The organism is Streptomyces sp. NPDC054842 (assembly GCF_053611025.1).
Map to the genome: position 1 here is coordinate 108,369 of NZ_JBSGZN010000007.1, position 16,099 is coordinate 124,467.

The following is a 16,099-nucleotide window of genomic DNA, read 5'->3' on the forward strand; positions in this document are numbered from 1 at the left end:
CTGGTTCGGAATATGTGGGTGAGGGCGGGTCGGTTCACGGGGTCGGTCAGTGCACGTGCTCGGCAGGGATGTCGGGCCAGACGAGGACCGTCGAGCCCCACGAGAGGCCGGCTCCGAACGCCGACAGCAGCACCCGGTCGCCGGCCTTGAGGCCGCCGGCGGCGGCGATGTCGTTCAGCAGCAGGGGGACCGAGGCCGACAGAGTGTTGCCGACCCGGTCGATGTTGACCGCGACGCGCTCCATGGGGACTTCGAGTTCCTCAGCGACCGCACGCACGATCCGGACATTGGCCTGGTGGCCGACGAACCAGTCGACGTCCGCCACGGACCAGTCGGTGCGCTTGAGCACCGCCTTGGCCGACTGCGTCATGCGCTCGACCGCCTGCGTGTAGAGGGGGCGGCCCTCCATGCGCAGATACCAGTCCCCGGTGGGCACCACCTCGTGGCCGAGGCCCGCGTCCGCGGACCGCTGACGCGAACCGCCGGCCGGGATGGCCAGGAGATCGGCGAGCGAGCCGTCACTGCCGAGGTCGAAGGGACCCAGCGCGCCGGGCTCGTCGTCCTCACCACGGCGCAGTACCACCGCGCCCGCTCCGTCGCCGAAGATCGGCGCCGTGCCGCGGTCCCGCTGGTCGACCAGCGTGGTGAACGCCTCCGAGCCGATGAACAGCACACTGTCTGCGGTCCCCGAGGCGATCAGCCCGGCGCACGTGGCCAGTCCGTAGAGGAACCCGCTGCACGCCGAAGTGAGGTCGAAGGCCGCGACCGTACCCATGCCGAGCCGGGATGCGACCTCCGGTGCCACCGCGGGGCAGAGCCGGTCGGGGGAGGTGGTCGCCACGACCACCAGGTCCACCCCGCTCACCCCGGCGGACCGCAGCGCCTTGGCACCGGCCTCCACGGCCAGCGAGCCGGTCGAAAAGCCGTCCGAGACGACCCTGCGTTCACGGATTCCGGTCCGCGTCCTGATCCATTCGTCATTCGTGTCGAGAGTCGCGGAAAGGTCGTTGTTCGTGACCACTCTTGGAGGGAGAAACCCCCCGATACCCGAGAGCACCACCGCCATGTGAAATTCCCCCCTGCCGGCCGCCACCGAATGTCTGACCTGGCGTCCGAACCACCCTCGCTCAGCCTTCTCAGGCACGGCAATTGGCCTTTCGTACACCTGCGGATCAGGCTGGACCAAAGGCCAATTGACCCCCCGGCGGGGCCAGTGACAGCGTCGCGAAGATGGGCACCGCGACTTCTTCGACCACCACAGCTCCTTCGGCCGCCGCGACCTCTTCCGAGCTGGCGCGGCTCCTCCCCACGGGACGAGTGATCGCCGACCGGGACACCCGCGCCTCCTTCGCCCACGACGAGGCGGCGGGGGCCCCCTTCGGCATGCCCGCCGCCGTCGTACGCCCCCACGACACCGCCGAGACCGCCGCCGTGGTCGCGTACTGCGCCGAGCGGGGAGTCCCGCTGGTCGCGCGCGGCGCCGGCACCGGGCTGTCCGGCGGGGCCAACGCCATCGAGGGCTGCGTGGTCGTCTCCTTCACCGAGATGGACGCGATCGTGCGCATAGACCCCGCCGAGCGGCTCGCCGTCGTACAGCCCGGAGTGGTCAACGACCATCTGCGCGCGGCCTGCGCCGAGAAGGGACTCTGGTATCCACCTGATCCGGCCAGCGCCCCGTGGTCCACGATCGGTGGGAACGTGGCCACCAACGCGGGAGGGCTGTGCTGCGTGAAATACGGGGTGACCCGGGACTACGTCCTCGGGCTTCAGGCGGTCACCGGACGCGGCGAGACCGTCCGGCTGGGGCGGCAGACCGCCAAGGGCACCGCGGGCTACGAACTGGCCGGGCTGATGGTCGGTTCGGAGGGCACCCTGGGCCTGGTCACCGAGATCACCTTGCGGCTGCGCGGCGCCCGAGCCAGGGAGCGGACCGTCGTCGCCTACTTCGACGACCTGCCCGCCGCGGGACGCGCGGTCGCCCGCGTGGTGGCCTCCGGAGTGGTGCCGAGCGCCCTCGAACTCGTCGACCGCTATTGCCTGCGCGCCGTGGACGACTGGAAGAACATGGGCCTCACCGACGCCGGGAACGTCTTGCTGCTGGCCCGCTGCGACGCTCCCGGAGCCGCCGGAGACCAGGAGGCCGACACCGTCCTGAGCTGTTTCGAGAGTGCGGGCGCGACCTGGAGCACCCGCTCGACCGACGCGGCCGAGGCGGATGCCCTCTTCGCCGCGCGCCGGCTGGTGTACCCGGCGCTGGAGCGGCTGGGCCTGGTGCTGAGCGAGGACATCTGCGTGCCGCGCATGCTCGTACCGCAGATGCTCGCCCACCTGGAGCGGATCGCCGCGGCGCACCAGGTGCACATCGCGAGCCTGGCCCACGCGGGGGACGGCAACCTGCACCCGATGATGGTCGTTCCCCGGGGGGACGAAGCCGCCCTGGCCCGGGGGCGCGGGGTGTTCGAGGAGGTCGTCGACCAGGCGATCGCGCTGGGCGGCACCGTCACCGGGGAGCACGGGGTGGGGCTGCTCAAGAGGCGCGGCCTGACCCGGGAACTGAGCCCCGCGGTGCTCGACCTGCACCGCGCGACCAAGAAGGTGTTCGACCCGGCCGGAATCTTCAACCCGGGGAAGGTCTTCGCCTCCTGATGACGCCGTCCTGCACGGGCCGGCGGCACCGTGCCCTCCACACTCCGGCTGTGTGACCGGGAGCCTCTTCCGGGACGGTGACGCGGATCCCGACCTCCATGCCTCGTGGCGCGAAGCGGTCTCGACCGACCTGTTCCGCCCCCGCACCGGCCTGTACGTCGAAGAGCGCTGGCAGCAGTCGTACGACCGGCTGCGCGCCCTGAACGAGGAAGCCCTGTGCGCGCAGGACCTCGTCCAGGACCCGCGCGCACGGGCCGCACCGCACGAGTGGACGTCCGTGGTGGACGGGGCCACGGCCGGCAGACCGCTCGGCGTGAGCGAGCGTCGAGCAGGGGCTTGAGTGCCAGGGAACTAACTCGAAGGCGCGACTTGGTCAGGAGCCCGTAGGCGTCAGGTCCTGCAAGCCCACCACCCGCAGCAACTGCAAGCGCTCGTACGAGTCCGTGCCCGGGCGGGCTGTGTGGATGACGAGCTGTTGGTTGTGCTCGGAGTTGACGAGGACCTCGCAGTCCAGTTCGAGGATGCCGATCGCAGGGTGCCGGAAGCGTTTCGTGGAGGCGCGGCGGACAGCGACCTCGTGTTCGTCCCAGAGGCGGGCGAACTCCTCGCTCGCGGCGCGGAGTTCGGCGACGAGAGCGGCCGGTTCGGGGTCCGTGGGGCGGGCCGAGGCCACCGCTCGCAGGCCGGCGACCTGCTCGCGGGCGCGCTCCGGGCGGTCCTCGGGCGGGAACAGCTCCTGCGCCGCCGGGTCCAGGAAGAAGCGGCGGATCATGTTGCGTCCTCGGGGCGGCCGGGCCAGGACGTCCCCGCTCAGCGCCCGCGAGAGCGCGTTCTGGGCCAGGACCTCGCCGCAGTCGGTCACCACCATCGCCGGGGTGTCGTGCAACCGGTCCAGCACCAGGAGCAGGCCCGGGCGCACGTGCGTGCTGGTCGCCTCCCGGCGGGGCGGCTCCTCGCCGGTGAGGTGGAAGAGGTGGTCGCGTTCGTCCTCCGTCAGGCGCAGGGCGCGGGCCAGGGCGGTGAGCATCTGGCGGGACGGGCGCGGGCCGCGGGACTGTTCCAGCCGCGTGTAGTAGTCCACGGACATGCCGGCCAGCTGGGCCACCTCCTCGCGGCGCAGCCCCGGCGTACGGCGCCGGGCGCCGGCCGTGAGGCCCACGTCGGAGGGGGCCAGGCGGGCGCGGGCGCGGCGCAGGAAGTCGGCGAGTTCGGCTCGGTTCACCTCTCCAGGGTGCGGGAGACCGGCCGGCTTATCCAGGGACTCCCGATCCCCTGATGAAGAAGTCTCTCCCCCTCGTCGCCGCATCCGCCGAGGCTGGTGACCAACGACAGGCGACACAGTACGTAAGGAGCACATCATGCTGACTTTGGTGACCGGTACGACCGGGCAGGTCGGACGCCGCTTCGTGCCGAGGCTGCTGGCCCAGCGGCAGCCGGGCGAGCAGGTGCGGGTGCTGGTGCGGGACGCGGCCCGCGGCGAGCACTTCGCGGAGCTGGGCGCCCAGGTCGCCGTAGGAGACATGCGAGAGGAGGAGACCCTCGGCAAGGCGCTCGCCGGCGTGGACGCCGTCGTGAACGTCGCCGCGTCCTTCCGCGGGGTGCCGGACGAGGAGGCGTGGGCCGTCAACCGGGACGCCGCGGTCGCCCTGGGCCGCGCCGCGCAGGCGGCAGGCGTGGAGCGGTTCGTACAGGTCAGCACGAACAATGTGTACGGCGTCGGACGGGGCCGCCCGCTGACCGAGGAGGACGAGAGCCGGCCGGGTGGCGAGATGTGGGGCGCCTACCCCGAGTCCAAAGCCGAGGCCGAGCGCGAACTGCTCGCGCTCGAGGGCCTGGACGTACGCATCGGACGGCTGCCCTTCGTCTACGGCGAGGGCGACCCGCACCTCGCCAACTCCTTGCACTGGGCCTCCCATTGGGCGCCGCACCAGCGCCTGCAGATGGCCCACCACGCGGACGTCGCCCAGGGCCTGATGCGCCTGCTCTACGCGCCGGGCATCGCCGGCCGGATCTACAACATCGCCGATGACGCCCCCGTCACGACGGTCGAGCTGTACCAGCTCAACGGCGTCGAGGTGCCGGCCGGACTCCACGAGCTCACGGACCCCGACCCGTGGTTCGGAATCACGTCCAACCAGCGGATCCGCCGGGAGCTCGGCTTCCGGCCGATCTACCCGAGCGTCTGGACGGCCCGGGACGCCGGAGCCCTCTGACGGTCACGGCGCCCGGCCGGCCCACCCCCGCCACGGCGATCGCTGCCACCGCCAGGCACAGCACTGGTGGCACCAGGCGGCTCACGATCGGCGCGGCAGCGGTGGGCGCCCGCTACCCGCGAGGAGCGGGTCCGCCACGTTGATCACACCCCGGTCTGGTGACACGTAGCCCGCCGCATCGGTGACCACCACCATGCCTCGCCCGACCGAAGCCGCAGTTCAGCGGATGTCGGTGGTCACCCTCATCTGTCCCGGCGGTAAAGGGGGCGCGGTGGGCTTCGTGTGCCTTTCGCGTCCCCGGCTCGGCTCAGCGCCGTGTCTCGTCCACTTCCGCGAAGCCCTCGGCAGGGTTCCAGCGCAGCAGCGTCGCCCATTCCGTCGACATCCTCTCGAAGCGCAGGTCCTTTGAGCCGCGTACGACGGACACCTTCTCCCACCCGTCGAAGTTCTTGGTGACCTTCGTGTCCCATCGGGACGGGCCATCGGTGCCGACGGCGGCCACCGACTCCGTGGGAGGCTCGCCGTCCGCGCAGTAGAGCCCCCAGTTCGCGATGACCGCGACGGTGGTGCCGAACGGCGTCACCGTCATGCTCCCGCAGGGATCGGACGTCGTCCGGTGCACCAGGTGCGGCGCGCTCCACGCTCGTGCCCCGCGCGTGCGGTGCTGCTCTACGAGCCCGCGACCGGCCGCGTAGGACAGGCCCACCCGGCTGCCGTCGTCGAGGGTGACCTCCTCCTCGAAGGGGGCGTGCGCCGGCGGCGCGGCTTTCGCATCCCCGGGCCCCGCATCCGGCTTCCCGCACGCCGCGGCGAACCCCAGCAGCACCACCGCCGCGGCCGCAGCCGCCGGCCGAACGCCGAGCATCTTCACAGCCCTCCCTCGCCCACCCCCGTACCGGGGACGTCCCGACAGACGCTACGCGATGCCGGCAACGGTCCGTGGCGCTCCTCGGGGACGGACGATGCGCGGGCGGGCGGACGCCCGTCAGCGTCGCGTAGTTGACCGGACCCGCGCTCACGGTGCTTCTCGCGGGCCGGTCACCCGCATCCGACTCCGATCCCTCCGACTACGTCAGCCCGAGCGGTGCTCGTAAGATGCCGGGATGCCAAAACCGTTAGGGATGAGTCGCCGTACGTGGGTCACCGCGTGGGCGGCGCTGTGCGCGGCGGGTATCGCTGCCACCGCCGCTCTGAATAGCTCTGTGGAGCCTGCGGCGCAGCCTGAGAACCCTGTCAGCGCTGAGTGCGCCGAGTACATCTCGGAGATCGAGACGCAGCTGGACCGGGCCAAGGCGGAAGGCAACGACGACGGTGTGCTGGCCTTCTCGCGGACGTCGGTCGGCGGGGACGACTGCCACGACGAAATACGCGATCACTTCGGCGGCGACCGGTGAGCCGTCGTACAGGGCTCGCCGCGACAGCGGGGCTGGCCTGCGCCGGTGTCGTGGCCGTCATCGCCGGCAGCGCCGCGACGGAAGCGGGGCCGCAGCCCACTCCGCCACGGGTGTACTCCTCCTGCCTGGCGGCCGACACCAAGCCGATGCCTATGGGCGACGACCCGTGCCATGGCCGTTGAGGAGCCACTGAATCCGCCGGTCGTCGACCGGTTGGACAGGAGGTGGCCGAAGCGCAGTTGCGTTACGGCCCGGGGGTCGGTCGGCGGGCGGGGCGGTCGGTGGGCCGCCCCGCCCGGCCGGTTTCAGGGCCTTTCGCCGTCCCGGTCGACGAGGGACTGGGTCGTCTTCATCTCGCAGAATGTGACCTCGCCCTTCTTGTGCGAAGGCCCGGCCGACGAGCCGTCCTCGTACTGCTCCTTGTAGTCGCGCACCGCGACCGACTGGTTCCCCTGGTACTGGAAGGTGTCGGGGTCGAGGAGGTACTCCCGGCGCTGCACGGCCTTGCTGCCGAGGTCCGGGTATATGGCGATGGCGTCATGCCCCAGGGGGTCCTTCACCAGGTGCGGGACCACTTCGATCGCGGGGTCCGCGGCCAGGGCGCGGTACAGCTTGGCCATCCCTTGCGGAGGCACGGGATAGGCCTCGTTGAGGGTCGCGAGGAGCGCGAAGGTCTCGAGCTGCTCTCCCTTCAAGCCGGTGTCCTTGCCCATGGGGAACATGTCCGCCGCCCGCTTGCGGATCTCGGCGGGGTCGTCCGGCAGCGAGGCGAGCAGGCGGTACAGCCGCCGCTGGGAGGGCTCGTTGTCGCCGTCCTTGTCGTCCTCCCTCACGGGGCTGTCGTACTGGACCCACTCCTCGCTCACCTCGGGCTTGGCATCGGGCGCCGCGTCCGACGCTCCGTTGCGGCACTGCGCGGTCTTGAGGTAGACCCACTGACCGTCGCGCGGATGCAGATCCGGCTGCTGCGACACCACGTTTGCCGCGTGCTCCAGGAGTGCCGTCGCGGACGTGAGGTCGGGGCCGGCAGGCTGCACGCCGCCGCGCTCGGGTCCGTCGTCGCCACCGGCGAGCGTGGTTGCCAGCACCGCGATGACGGTCACCGTCGTGGCGACCCCCGCAGCCGTCACGCGCCAGTCCAGCCACATCCTGCGGGCAGAGCGCTGCTGTGCCGCCTCCAGCAGCTTCTGACGGCCGGGAACCAGCCGCACCCGGTCCGGCGCCGGCGCATCGGAGCGCAGCTCGTGCATCTGGGTCATGTCATCCATGGGTTACCGCCCCGTTGTGGTCGCTTACGAGGGTGGGGTCGGCGCCGAGCGCCGTACGCATCTTGCGCCGCGCCCGGTTCAGCCGGGAGCGGACCGTGCCGACCGGCACCCCGAGGGCGTCGGCACACTCCTGGTAGGTGAAGTCCGCCCAGGCGACCAGCAGCAGCACATGCCGGTCCTTCCCGGGCAAGGCGGCGATCGCCCCGGCCAGCGCCTGCTGCGAGGCCTCGGCCGTCACCCGCTCGTCGGCCCTTTCCGACCAGGACTCGGCCACCGGGTCGACGCCGGTACGGGCCAGGGCCCGAAGCGCCCGCACTTCGGAACGGCGATGGCTGCCGATGAGGTTGCCGGCGATGCCGTAGAGCCACGGACGGGCACTGGCGCGCGCGACGTCGTAGCGGGCGCGGTTGCGGAAGGCGACGAGAAAGGTCTGCGCCGTGATGTCGTCGGCGTGAGCGTCGCCCAGCCGGCGCATCACATACCGGTGGATCTCGGCGGCGTGTCTGTCGTACAGCCTGGCGAATATCTCCGGCCGCTCCAGGGATTCCTGGATGACCAGCGCGTCGTCGGTGGGTGGATCCCCCACGAGGCCCTCGCTTCTTCGTGCAATAGGAGTGGCGTGCATTCCACCCCCTGTTGTCCGAAGCCGCCGGGAGGGTTCACGCGTAGACAGTGAACCGCTCGCACGCAGACGCGCCAGTTCGGGTGCCCCGACAGCCCACCAGCTCCCGCCGCCGGAATCCGTGACAGCGGTGCTCCATCCTGGAGGCCTGGGCCTGGCCAGAAGTACTCGCCCCGCGCCAACACCAGGCCCTACCGAGCGGGGCAGGCAATCTCGCAAGGAGACACAGACGCAACGTTCCTAGGGAAAACCGGACTTCACCCCCGGCAGGGCCCGTGTGCCCTGGCCACGCGAGTGTGCCCGCAGTCCTGTTCGCTCGTGTCCGTGATGTGCAAGCACCGCCGCAGCTCCGGTGGCGAGCAGTCCCGTGACTTCCGGTTCGGAGCCCTGCGCCGCCAGGTCCCGCGACACGGGCCCCGGCACCCCGTCACGTCTCCTCTGCATACAGTTCATCGAAGGGGGCGCCCGACGCCCAGCGCACCAGGGCGGTGCCGTCGAGGAGGCGGGTGTCTCCCTGGCGTCGCGCCCACCGGATGTCACGGGCACGGAAGGTGCCCCGGTGCACGACCAGGTGGACGAGGCGGTCCGCTTCCGTCCGCCGGGTGCGAGGAGGCGGCGGGTCCTCGTCCGGCAGCGGTTCGGCCACCGGGCGGAAGACCACGCGCAGTTCGCGGCCGTCGGCTCGGCTCGCGTACAGGCGCGGTCGTTCCGGCTCGGCCAGCAGGCGCACGCGCCAGCCGTCCCGGCGCAGCATCCGGGCGACCGCCAGCGCGAGTTCCTGGGTGTCGAGTGCGAACAACTCCCGCGCGGTGTAGCGGCCCTTGCGGCGGCGGGCGTCCGGACGCAGGCGCCGGACCACGAGGGGTACGGCCAGCAGCAGGAGCGCGACCGCCGCGAGCGGCACGCCGACTCCCGCGGCCCGGTACCCCACAGCGAGGGCGGCGATGCTGGAGCTGAGGGTCAGCACCGTTGCTGTGAGGGCGGGCAGCACGTCGCGGAAGGCGGGTCCGGCCATGCCCTGGGCGCGCAGTCGGCGAACGACGTGACGGGTGCGTGGCCGGCGCGAGGGAGGGGTTTCGGACGTCCACGAAAGGCGTGCCACAGTGCCGGCCTCCCCGTTCCCGCGCCCACTGACGCACAAGGCATACCCTCGTGAGGTGCCGAACTCCCTTACAGAGGTGGGGAATCGGCCATCGGCATCCGGCGCTCAGGGGTGTGCGGAGGCGCGCAACGGGGGTGAAGAGCGCGGTGCCGTTTCCCGCGTCCGTATGGACGAGGTGGCGCACCGCGAGGGCGGACGCCTCCGAGACAGACGCCGTGTCTACCCGTGATTCACCGCGGTGTCACCGCAGGTTTCGTCCGGACCCTCCCCGCGTTCTCGATCAGCGCCTTACCATTCGCGTACTTGCCGGGGTGGGCATGGGGGGAGCAACTCTTGTTCGGTGATGTTCAGGAAAGCGTGCCGGGTACGGCTGCCGTCGGGAAGGGCCGGAGCGGGGTGGGGGACCTGCCGGGCGGTGTGCGGCTGTACCGGCTGCTGCCCGACGGCTCGATCGTCCTCGCTGACCGGGACGGCGCCCGCGACCTCGGTCCGGAGCGGGATCTCCTGCGGTTCATCGACGACGGGCAGTTCGCCCACTACCTGGTGGGCGACGCCGCCACCTCGCCCGAGCGTCCCTCCAACGCCACCGTCAAACTCGGTGTCGTCGGCCCGCGCAGCGCCTTCACCCCGCACGCGCACGGCGGTGAGCACTTCGTCCTCAGCCTGGGCTACGCGTCCTGCGGCCTGTACGACGCCGACCGCGACCGGGTCACGGAAGTCCCGCTCACGCCGGGGGAGTTGATAAGAATCCCCGAGATGATGCCGCATTCCTTCGCCAATCGGGACACCTCTCCGCTGACCATTCTGGCCGCCAACACCGGCTACGGCATCGACCACGAGGACTACGCGATCACCGCCCCCGAGGCGGACCGCAGGGCGGCGGGCCCGGCGGACGGCACGGTCGCGCCTCCCGGTTCCACCGGCACCGGCACCCTTGCCCGCACAGACTACCTGGCGCTGGCCGCCGCCCTGCGTGACATCGAGCGGCTCCAGCGGGTGCGGGGAGCGGGTGTCACCACCGTCAAGGAACGCCTGGCCGCCCGGCTGCGGCGACTGGCCCACCGACTGGAGGGCCCCGCGTGATCTGTCCGCACTGCGAGCAGTCCCTGCTGCGCAAGGAACGCCCCGGCAACGTCTGCGGCAAATGCGGCCGCAGGTACGCACTGGACCCCAAGACCAACCCCCTGGGCCTGAACGACCTGCGTGTCCGCCGCGTCGCCGCCAAGCTCACCGACGAAGGCCGACTGCGCTGCACCACCGGCCAGTTGTGGTACGCCCTGTCCCGCAAATCGCTTCAGAACACCGATGTGGAGACGGGATGCGGCGCAGTGGCCGCCCTGTTCGGCCTCTTCCTCGGCGTCGCCGGGCTGATCAGCGATGAGGTGTTCTTCGCGGTGCTGGGGGGTCTGCTCCTGGTGACCTCCCTCGGCTACCTCGTCGCGGGGGCGTCGGGGTGGAGGCGAGGCCGGCCCCGCGTCTCCCGGGAGTCCTTCCGTACCGAGTTGATGCGGGCGTGGACCGACGTCTACGGCTCGCTCCCGCCGGGGGTGATAAGCGACAAGGGGTATCCCTCGCCTCGGCCGTCCCCTCGTACCTCCCGTATCGGCGGGGACCGTTCGGCGGCACCGGCAGCCGAGCCCGCGTCCGGCGGGCCCGTGCTGCTCTGCCCGGACCCGTCCGTCGCCGTCTTCCTCGATGCCGCCGGCCTGCCTGCCCGCCACGGTCTGCGCCTGGTCGCCACGCCCGACGGACTGCCCGCCGCCCTCGACCCGTCGGGCCCGGGAACGGTCCTGGTGCTTCACGACGCCGACGCCACCGGCTTCGCACTCGTCCACCGCGTGCGCGCGGCGTACCCCGGACACCGGGTCGTGGACCTCGGACTGCCGCCCGACGCCGCGCGGGACCGTCCGAACGCCGTGCCCGTACGGGGCGAGCCGCCCGGCGACGCTGTCATGGAGGTACTGCGACGCAGCGGGGAGTACCCTCCGGACCAGCTGAAGCGCCTGTCGAAGGGCTGGGGGCTGCCCCTGGTCGCCGTCCCGCCCGCCAGGCTTCTCGCGGTCGTCACCCGAGCCGTCGAGCGCGCCGGCACGGCCACCGACCCGGAACGTCGGCGCGCCGCCTCCCTGGGCTTCATGACCTGGCCCGGCGGAGGCGGTACATGATCTGCCCGCACTGCCAGACCTCCCTGCCGCGCAAGGAACGCACCGACAGCGTGTGCTCCCACTGCGAACGGGCCTTCGCCCTCGATCCCAAGGTGCACGGCCGCGGCATGCACGACACGCGGATCGAACGCATCGCCCGCACCCACACCGACGAGGGTCGCCGCACGATCACCCTCACCCAGCTGTGGTACCTGGCCCGCACCGAGAACCGCACCTGGGACGCGGCGCCGCGCAGCGGACGCTCACCATGGGTGGGGCGCACGGCTGCGGTGGTGCTCCTCGCCGCACTGGTGGCGCTCGCCGTGCGGATGCCGGACATCGCCCACGCCGGACTGCTCTGGTGGGGCTGCGCGGGCGCGGCCGTCGTCGTGTACCTGCTGGCGAAGGGGCGGCCACACAGGCCGGCCTGCCGCGCCGGCGCCTGCGTGGTGCCGTCCGCGTACGCCTTCGAGGCCATGATGCTCGGGCGTTGGGTGGAGGTCTACGGCGGCTTGCCACCCGGCGTCGTCGACGACGAGACGGCCGGCGACGTGGCGATCCTGCCCGCGAATCGGCACCGGCGGAAGCCGACGGTGGCGCTGCTGTGCCCGGACCGGGCGGTACGCGTCTTCCTGTCCGCCAACGACATCCCGCAACGGCTGGGACTGACCCTCGCCGCCCGACTCGCCGATCTGCCGCCCACCGGGCCCGTGGTCGTCCTGCACGACGCGAGCGCCCGCGGCCTCCAACTGCTGGCCGACGTTCGCGCCCACCGCCCCGACGCGGTGGTCGTGGACGCGGGCCTGCCGGTGAAGGCGGTCCGTGGCAACCGCAGGGCCGTCGTTCTCCACGAGGATCCCGCCGAGGGTGTCGGCTCCGGCGCGGCCGACTGGCTCCGGCGGATGGAACGGCTCGCCCCGGAGGACGCCGCATGGCTGCGACGGGGCTGGTTCGGTCCGGTCGCCGCGGTTCCTCCGGCCCTGCTGGAGGCGTCCGTCGCCCGAGGCGTCGAGCGGGCCCGGAGCGCCCCGGAGCCGGCGCGTCGGCGGGCCGCCGAGCTCGGATTCCTGAGCTGGCCGCAGCCGCCCGAGCCGGAGGGGATCTGACATGCGTCACCTCGTCGAGCCGCGCACGGCCGCCTTCTGCGCGAGCGTTGCCGCGGCGGTCGCCGTCCGCCGCGCGGCGCCGACGCGCGGGCGGACCCCCGAGCCCGGTTCCTCGAACCCGTCGCAGGCGTCGCCCGGGAAGGACGAAAGCTGACATGCCTACCCCCATCGAGCCGCCCGGGCCATCGCGCTCGCTCTCGCGGACGGTTCTGGAGCGGGCGATCGGCGTCGCCGCCCGGCGCGCGGCCCTGCCCGGCGGTATCCGTTACACCGAACGGCAGCTGTACTACGAGACGTGCCGCGTCCTGAGGCCGACTCCCGCGCCACTGCGACGCATCCCGCACAGCCCGCGCCCGCCCCTCAGGTTGCCCCGCTTCACCGAGGCACTGCGGGGACTGGAGCCGGCCCTCCTCCTTCCGCCCCCGCACCGTGCCGCCCGGACGATCGGCGGGCCCGCGCGCGAAGCCGACCTCTACGCCTACGGGCTGCCGCGCCTGCTGATCTGCCAGGACCGTTCCATCGCCTGGATGCTGCTGGCCAACCACGTCCACCTGGAGGCCGCCTGCCCCGTCCTGAGCGCGGCCGACGACCTGCCACTCGATCCCCGGCTGGTGGCAGCGCTGGAGCGGGCCGAAGGCGCCACTGTGCACGTCCTGCACGACGCGAGCCCCACCGGCGTCACCCTGCCCGCCCAAGTGCGCGAGCAGCTGGGGCCGGTGCCCGGAGTACGGGTGGCCTCGCTCGGGCTTGTGCCCCGGCACGCCCGCACCCTGCGCCTGGTGACGGGGCGCGCACCCGGCCGCGTGCCCCCACCCGGCCCGCTGCCTCCGGGGCTGCGGCCCGAGGAGGTCGCCTGGCTCGCGGGCGGCCGGTTCGCTGAGGTCGCCGCGGTGGCGCCGGCCCGGCTCCTGCGCGCCGTACTGCGCCTGACCCGCGGCCCCCGGCCGTCCCGGCACTCGGCCTGGGGCGAACTGCGCGAGCTGCGCACCGCGGGGTTCATGACCTGGCCCGACGCATGATCGGACACCTACCCGAGGATCGTATGCCCGACCACCGCAGACCTGAGGACCGATGAGCATGATCCGCCCCCGCGAAATCGGCTACACCGACGAATTGCTCGCCGACGGCAGCGTCCACCGCACCTACGAGGACGGCCGTCAGGAATGGCGCCGCCGCGGCCCCGGTGGCGTGGTGGACTGGCACGACGACCGGGGCGCCGCGGGCACCGACGAACTGCTCGGGGACCGGATCGTCAAGCGGCTGCTCGCCGACGGCACCGTGACCTACGGGCGCGACATCGGCTACGGCCGGACGCTGTGGGGCAGCGGCGACACCGTGATGATCAACCGGACGTCGTTCGGCGGCCGGATGGGAGCGATCCTCGTCGGCCTCGGCGTCACCGGACTCGCGGTCACCGCCGCTCAGTTGCCGCCCGCGCACCTGACGCCGGAGGAGGAGGAAGAACTGCGTCAGCAGGCCCAGAGCTCGTCCGCCTCGGGCGGCGACGGCGGCGGGGACGACTGGGACGGCGGCGACTGGAGCGACGGCGAAGACGGCTGGAGCGACGACGACTTCGGCTGACCGGGTGCGTCGCGGCGGTCCGGACCGGGGCGCCGCGAACACACCATGACGCACGTACGCGCACGGTCCACCTCCCCGAGAAGCGCGCGGGCGCACCCGGACACAACGACGAAAGGACTCCCTCGCTCCATGGCACGCTTCTGCGTCTGTCTCGGCCCGGATCCCGGCCACCCCGACGCTCGGCCCGCGGCCGCCGACGCCCACCTCACCGCCATGGGAGCCCCGCCTCTCGCGCCGGGTCTGGCACTGCTGCCCGACGAACCCGGGCACGCCGAGGGGCCGTTCGAGGCGTCAGGAATGCGCGCCGTCGGCGAGGTCACCCTGCACAACCGCGCCGACCTGCTCACCGCGCTCGTCACGGCCGGCGCCCCCGCCCCGCCCGGCTGCGGCGACGGCGAGGTGCTGCTGCGGCTGTGGGCCAGGCTCGGCGCACCGGGCGTCGCGCTCGCCGAGGGCATGTTCGCGCTCGCCGTCCTCGACGGCCGCGACCTGGTGCTGATCCGCGACCACGTCGGCGCCCGCACCCTCTTCTACGCCCGCGCCGGCGACACCTGGGCCGCCGCCACCTCCCTGCGCGCCCTGCGCCGCTGGCCCGCACTGGGCACCCGGATGAACCTCTCCGCCGTGCGCTCCTTCCTCACCTTCGCCTACCTGCCGGGCGAGGAGACGCTGCTGGAGGGCGTGCGCGAAGTGCTGCCCGGACGGGTGGTACGGCTCGCGGTCGACGGGACCCTCACCCAACAGGTGTACTGGGAACCGCAGGAGGGCCACCGCGAGCCGGGCGGGCCACGCCCCGATGACACGTACGCCCTGACACTGCGCGCCCTGCTCGAAGAGGCGACCGCACGCCGGCTGCCCGAGGCCGACGCCGTCGCGGTCCTGCTGTCCGGGGGCGTCGACAGCTCCCTCGTCACCGCGCTCGCCGCGAAGCAGCACAGTCACCCCGTGCACACCTACTCCATCAGTTTCGGCGGCGAACTCCCCAACGAACTCGGCTACTCCGGGCTCGTCGCCGCCCACTGCCACACCCGGCACCGGGTGCTGACCGTGTCCGGTTCGGCGGTCGCGGCCCGGCTCGCCGAGGCCGCCGCCCTGCTCGACAGCCCGGTCGGCGACCCGCTGACCGTACCCAACCTGATGCTCGCGGAGGCGGTCGCGGGGGACGGGCTCGGCATCGTCCTCAACGGGGAGGGCGGAGACCCCGTCTTCGGTGGTCCGAAGAACCTGCCGATGCTGGTCCAGGAGATGCACACCGGGGCGCCGGGAGCGGCAGACGCGCCCTGGTACGAGGACCGGGCCACCGCCTATCTGCGCTCCTACCGCAAGTGCTGGACCGACCTGCCCGACCTGCTGACCCCCGACGCGCTCGCCGCATTGGACTCCGCCCCGGCCCCGCAGCGCTTCGTCGAGCCCTACCTCACCGGCCCGGACCGGATGACCCACCTGCTCGACCAACTGCTGCACTGCAATCTGCGGACCAAGGGCGCCCACCACATCCTCACCAAGGTCGAACGGCTCACCGCCTCCCAGGGACTCCAGGGCCGCGCCCCCCTCTTCGACCGGCGCGTCATCGACCACGCCTTCGCCACCCCTCCCGCCCTCAAACTGCGCGGCACGGCCGAGAAGTCGGTACTGAAAGAGGCCGTACGCGATCTGCTGCCCGCCACCGTGGTGGACCGGCCCAAGAGCGGGATGCGGGTCCCGGTGCAGCAATGGCTGAGCGGACCACTGCGCGAACTGGGCGGCGACCTGCTGCTCGGCCGCGCGGCCCGGCAGCGGGGGCTGTTCCGGCCCGCCACCGTCCGCACCTGGATGCGCGGCGAGGGCACGCTGCTGCCGCGCCAGGGCGGCAAGCTGTGGCTGGTCCTCACCCTGGAGCTGTGGTTGCGGTCCTACGACCTGTGACCGCCGAAACCTCCACGGCTGTACCGTCCGCAACCGCGACGGACGTACGGCCGATGACCCCGCGGCCATGCCGACCGCTCGGCGTGCGACGAGAAGCCCGGAGACAAAGCCTCGGCAC

16 protein-coding genes are annotated in these 16,099 nt (G+C 72.5%); 10 read left to right on the plus strand and 6 right to left on the minus strand.

The window, feature by feature from the left end:
- Positions 1 to 46 precede the first annotated feature (46 nt).
- Entirely contained in the window at positions 47 to 1,066 is a 1,020-nt protein-coding gene (locus ACWGIS_RS07940; RefSeq protein WP_453361526.1) for a beta-ketoacyl-ACP synthase III, read from the minus strand.
- A 164-nt stretch (positions 1,067 to 1,230) separates the two neighbouring features.
- Between ACWGIS_RS07940 and ACWGIS_RS07945 the strand changes: the two genes are divergently transcribed.
- Together ACWGIS_RS07945 and ACWGIS_RS07950 are read left to right on the plus strand one after the other, a co-directional pair.
- Positions 1,231 to 2,646: an FAD-binding oxidoreductase gene (locus ACWGIS_RS07945; RefSeq protein WP_453361527.1), complete on the plus strand. Its 1,416-nt coding sequence runs from the start codon at positions 1,231 to 1,233 to the stop codon at positions 2,644 to 2,646.
- 52 nt (positions 2,647 to 2,698) lie between these two features.
- The gene (locus ACWGIS_RS07950; RefSeq protein ID WP_453361528.1) at positions 2,699 to 2,986 is read left to right on the plus strand and encodes a hypothetical protein; all 288 of its coding nucleotides are present in this window, start codon (positions 2,699 to 2,701) and stop codon (positions 2,984 to 2,986) included.
- A gap of 33 nt (positions 2,987 to 3,019) precedes the next feature.
- Here the strand turns inward: ACWGIS_RS07950 and ACWGIS_RS07955 are convergent, their stop codons facing one another.
- Positions 3,020 to 3,868, minus strand: a complete 849-nt coding sequence (locus ACWGIS_RS07955; RefSeq protein ID WP_453361529.1) for a helix-turn-helix transcriptional regulator — start codon at positions 3,866 to 3,868, stop codon at positions 3,020 to 3,022.
- Between the two features lie 136 nt (positions 3,869 to 4,004).
- On the opposite strand from ACWGIS_RS07955, the gene ACWGIS_RS07960 reads away from it, so the two are divergent.
- Positions 4,005 to 4,859 carry an NAD-dependent epimerase/dehydratase family protein gene (locus ACWGIS_RS07960; RefSeq protein ID WP_453361530.1) on the plus strand — a complete coding sequence of 285 codons (855 nt, stop codon included), beginning with the start codon at positions 4,005 to 4,007 and terminating at the stop codon, positions 4,857 to 4,859.
- Positions 4,860 to 5,166: 307 nt separating this feature from the next.
- Here the strand turns inward: ACWGIS_RS07960 and ACWGIS_RS07965 are convergent, their stop codons facing one another.
- Positions 5,167 to 5,724: a hypothetical protein gene (locus ACWGIS_RS07965; RefSeq protein ID WP_453361531.1), complete on the minus strand. Its 558-nt coding sequence runs from the start codon at positions 5,722 to 5,724 to the stop codon at positions 5,167 to 5,169.
- Between the two features lie 238 nt (positions 5,725 to 5,962).
- On the opposite strand from ACWGIS_RS07965, the gene ACWGIS_RS07970 reads away from it, so the two are divergent.
- Complete coding sequence (locus ACWGIS_RS07970) at positions 5,963 to 6,253, plus strand: hypothetical protein (protein WP_453361532.1); 291 nt, start codon at positions 5,963 to 5,965, stop codon at positions 6,251 to 6,253.
- Positions 6,254 to 6,558: 305 nt separating this feature from the next.
- Here ACWGIS_RS07970 and ACWGIS_RS07975 read toward each other — a convergent pair whose 3' ends face one another.
- The 3 genes from ACWGIS_RS07975 to ACWGIS_RS07985 all read right to left on the minus strand — a co-directional run bounded on the left by ACWGIS_RS07975 (position 6,559) and on the right by ACWGIS_RS07985 (position 9,158).
- Entirely contained in the window at positions 6,559 to 7,512 is a 954-nt protein-coding gene (locus tag ACWGIS_RS07975) for a CU044_5270 family protein (RefSeq protein ID WP_453361533.1), read from the minus strand.
- A 1-nt stretch (position 7,513) separates the two neighbouring features.
- Entirely contained in the window at positions 7,514 to 8,107 is a 594-nt protein-coding gene (locus tag ACWGIS_RS07980) for an RNA polymerase sigma factor (protein WP_453361534.1), read from the minus strand.
- A 463-nt stretch (positions 8,108 to 8,570) separates the two neighbouring features.
- Positions 8,571 to 9,158, minus strand: a complete 588-nt coding sequence (locus ACWGIS_RS07985; RefSeq protein WP_453361535.1) for a hypothetical protein — start codon at positions 9,156 to 9,158, stop codon at positions 8,571 to 8,573.
- 483 nt (positions 9,159 to 9,641) lie between these two features.
- Here ACWGIS_RS07985 and ACWGIS_RS07990 point away from each other — a divergent pair, with 483 nt between their 5' ends.
- The 6 genes from ACWGIS_RS07990 to ACWGIS_RS08015 all read left to right on the plus strand — a co-directional run bounded on the left by ACWGIS_RS07990 (position 9,642) and on the right by ACWGIS_RS08015 (position 15,981).
- Positions 9,642 to 10,328: a cupin domain-containing protein gene (locus ACWGIS_RS07990; RefSeq protein ID WP_453361536.1), complete on the plus strand. Its 687-nt coding sequence runs from the start codon at positions 9,642 to 9,644 to the stop codon at positions 10,326 to 10,328.
- A complete protein-coding gene (locus ACWGIS_RS07995; protein WP_453361537.1) occupies positions 10,325 to 11,410 on the plus strand; it encodes a hypothetical protein in 1,086 nt (361 codons plus the stop codon). Before ACWGIS_RS07990 ends, ACWGIS_RS07995 begins: the two co-directional genes overlap by 4 nt.
- Positions 11,407 to 12,495 carry a hypothetical protein gene (locus ACWGIS_RS08000; protein WP_453361538.1) on the plus strand — a complete coding sequence of 363 codons (1,089 nt, stop codon included), beginning with the start codon at positions 11,407 to 11,409 and terminating at the stop codon, positions 12,493 to 12,495. Before ACWGIS_RS07995 ends, ACWGIS_RS08000 begins: the two co-directional genes overlap by 4 nt.
- A 155-nt stretch (positions 12,496 to 12,650) precedes the next feature.
- On the plus strand, positions 12,651 to 13,514 hold the full coding sequence (locus ACWGIS_RS08005; RefSeq protein WP_453361539.1) for a hypothetical protein: 864 nt from the start codon (positions 12,651 to 12,653) through the stop codon (positions 13,512 to 13,514).
- Positions 13,515 to 13,566: 52 nt separating this feature from the next.
- The gene (locus tag ACWGIS_RS08010) at positions 13,567 to 14,076 is read left to right on the plus strand and encodes a hypothetical protein (protein ID WP_453361540.1); all 510 of its coding nucleotides are present in this window, start codon (positions 13,567 to 13,569) and stop codon (positions 14,074 to 14,076) included.
- 129 nt (positions 14,077 to 14,205) lie between these two features.
- A complete protein-coding gene (locus tag ACWGIS_RS08015; RefSeq protein WP_453361541.1) occupies positions 14,206 to 15,981 on the plus strand; it encodes an asparagine synthetase B family protein in 1,776 nt (591 codons plus the stop codon).
- Positions 15,982 to 16,099: the final 118 nt, after the last annotated feature.

What these genes read in the sequence shown, in the direction of transcription:
- ACWGIS_RS07940 (WP_453361526.1), bottom strand. Translation starts at nt 1,066, where the DNA reads ATGGCGGTGGTGCTCTCGGGTATCGGGGGGTTTCTCCCTCCAAGAGTG.
- ACWGIS_RS07945 (WP_453361527.1), top strand. Translation starts at nt 1,231, where the DNA reads ATGGGCACCGCGACTTCTTCGACCACCACAGCTCCTTCGGCCGCCGCG.
- ACWGIS_RS07960 (WP_453361530.1), top strand. Translation starts at nt 4,005, where the DNA reads ATGCTGACTTTGGTGACCGGTACGACCGGGCAGGTCGGACGCCGCTTC.
- ACWGIS_RS07965 (WP_453361531.1), bottom strand. Translation starts at nt 5,724, where the DNA reads ATGCTCGGCGTTCGGCCGGCGGCTGCGGCCGCGGCGGTGGTGCTGCTG.
- ACWGIS_RS07970 (WP_453361532.1), top strand. Translation starts at nt 5,963, where the DNA reads ATGCCAAAACCGTTAGGGATGAGTCGCCGTACGTGGGTCACCGCGTGG.
- ACWGIS_RS07975 (WP_453361533.1), bottom strand. Translation starts at nt 7,512, where the DNA reads ATGACCCAGATGCACGAGCTGCGCTCCGATGCGCCGGCGCCGGACCGG.
- ACWGIS_RS07985 (WP_453361535.1), bottom strand. Translation starts at nt 9,158, where the DNA reads ATGGCCGGACCCGCCTTCCGCGACGTGCTGCCCGCCCTCACAGCAACG.
- ACWGIS_RS08000 (WP_453361538.1), top strand. Translation starts at nt 11,407, where the DNA reads ATGATCTGCCCGCACTGCCAGACCTCCCTGCCGCGCAAGGAACGCACC.
- ACWGIS_RS08005 (WP_453361539.1), top strand. Translation starts at nt 12,651, where the DNA reads ATGCCTACCCCCATCGAGCCGCCCGGGCCATCGCGCTCGCTCTCGCGG.
- ACWGIS_RS08010 (WP_453361540.1), top strand. Translation starts at nt 13,567, where the DNA reads ATGAGCATGATCCGCCCCCGCGAAATCGGCTACACCGACGAATTGCTC.
- ACWGIS_RS08015 (WP_453361541.1), top strand. Translation starts at nt 14,206, where the DNA reads ATGGCACGCTTCTGCGTCTGTCTCGGCCCGGATCCCGGCCACCCCGAC.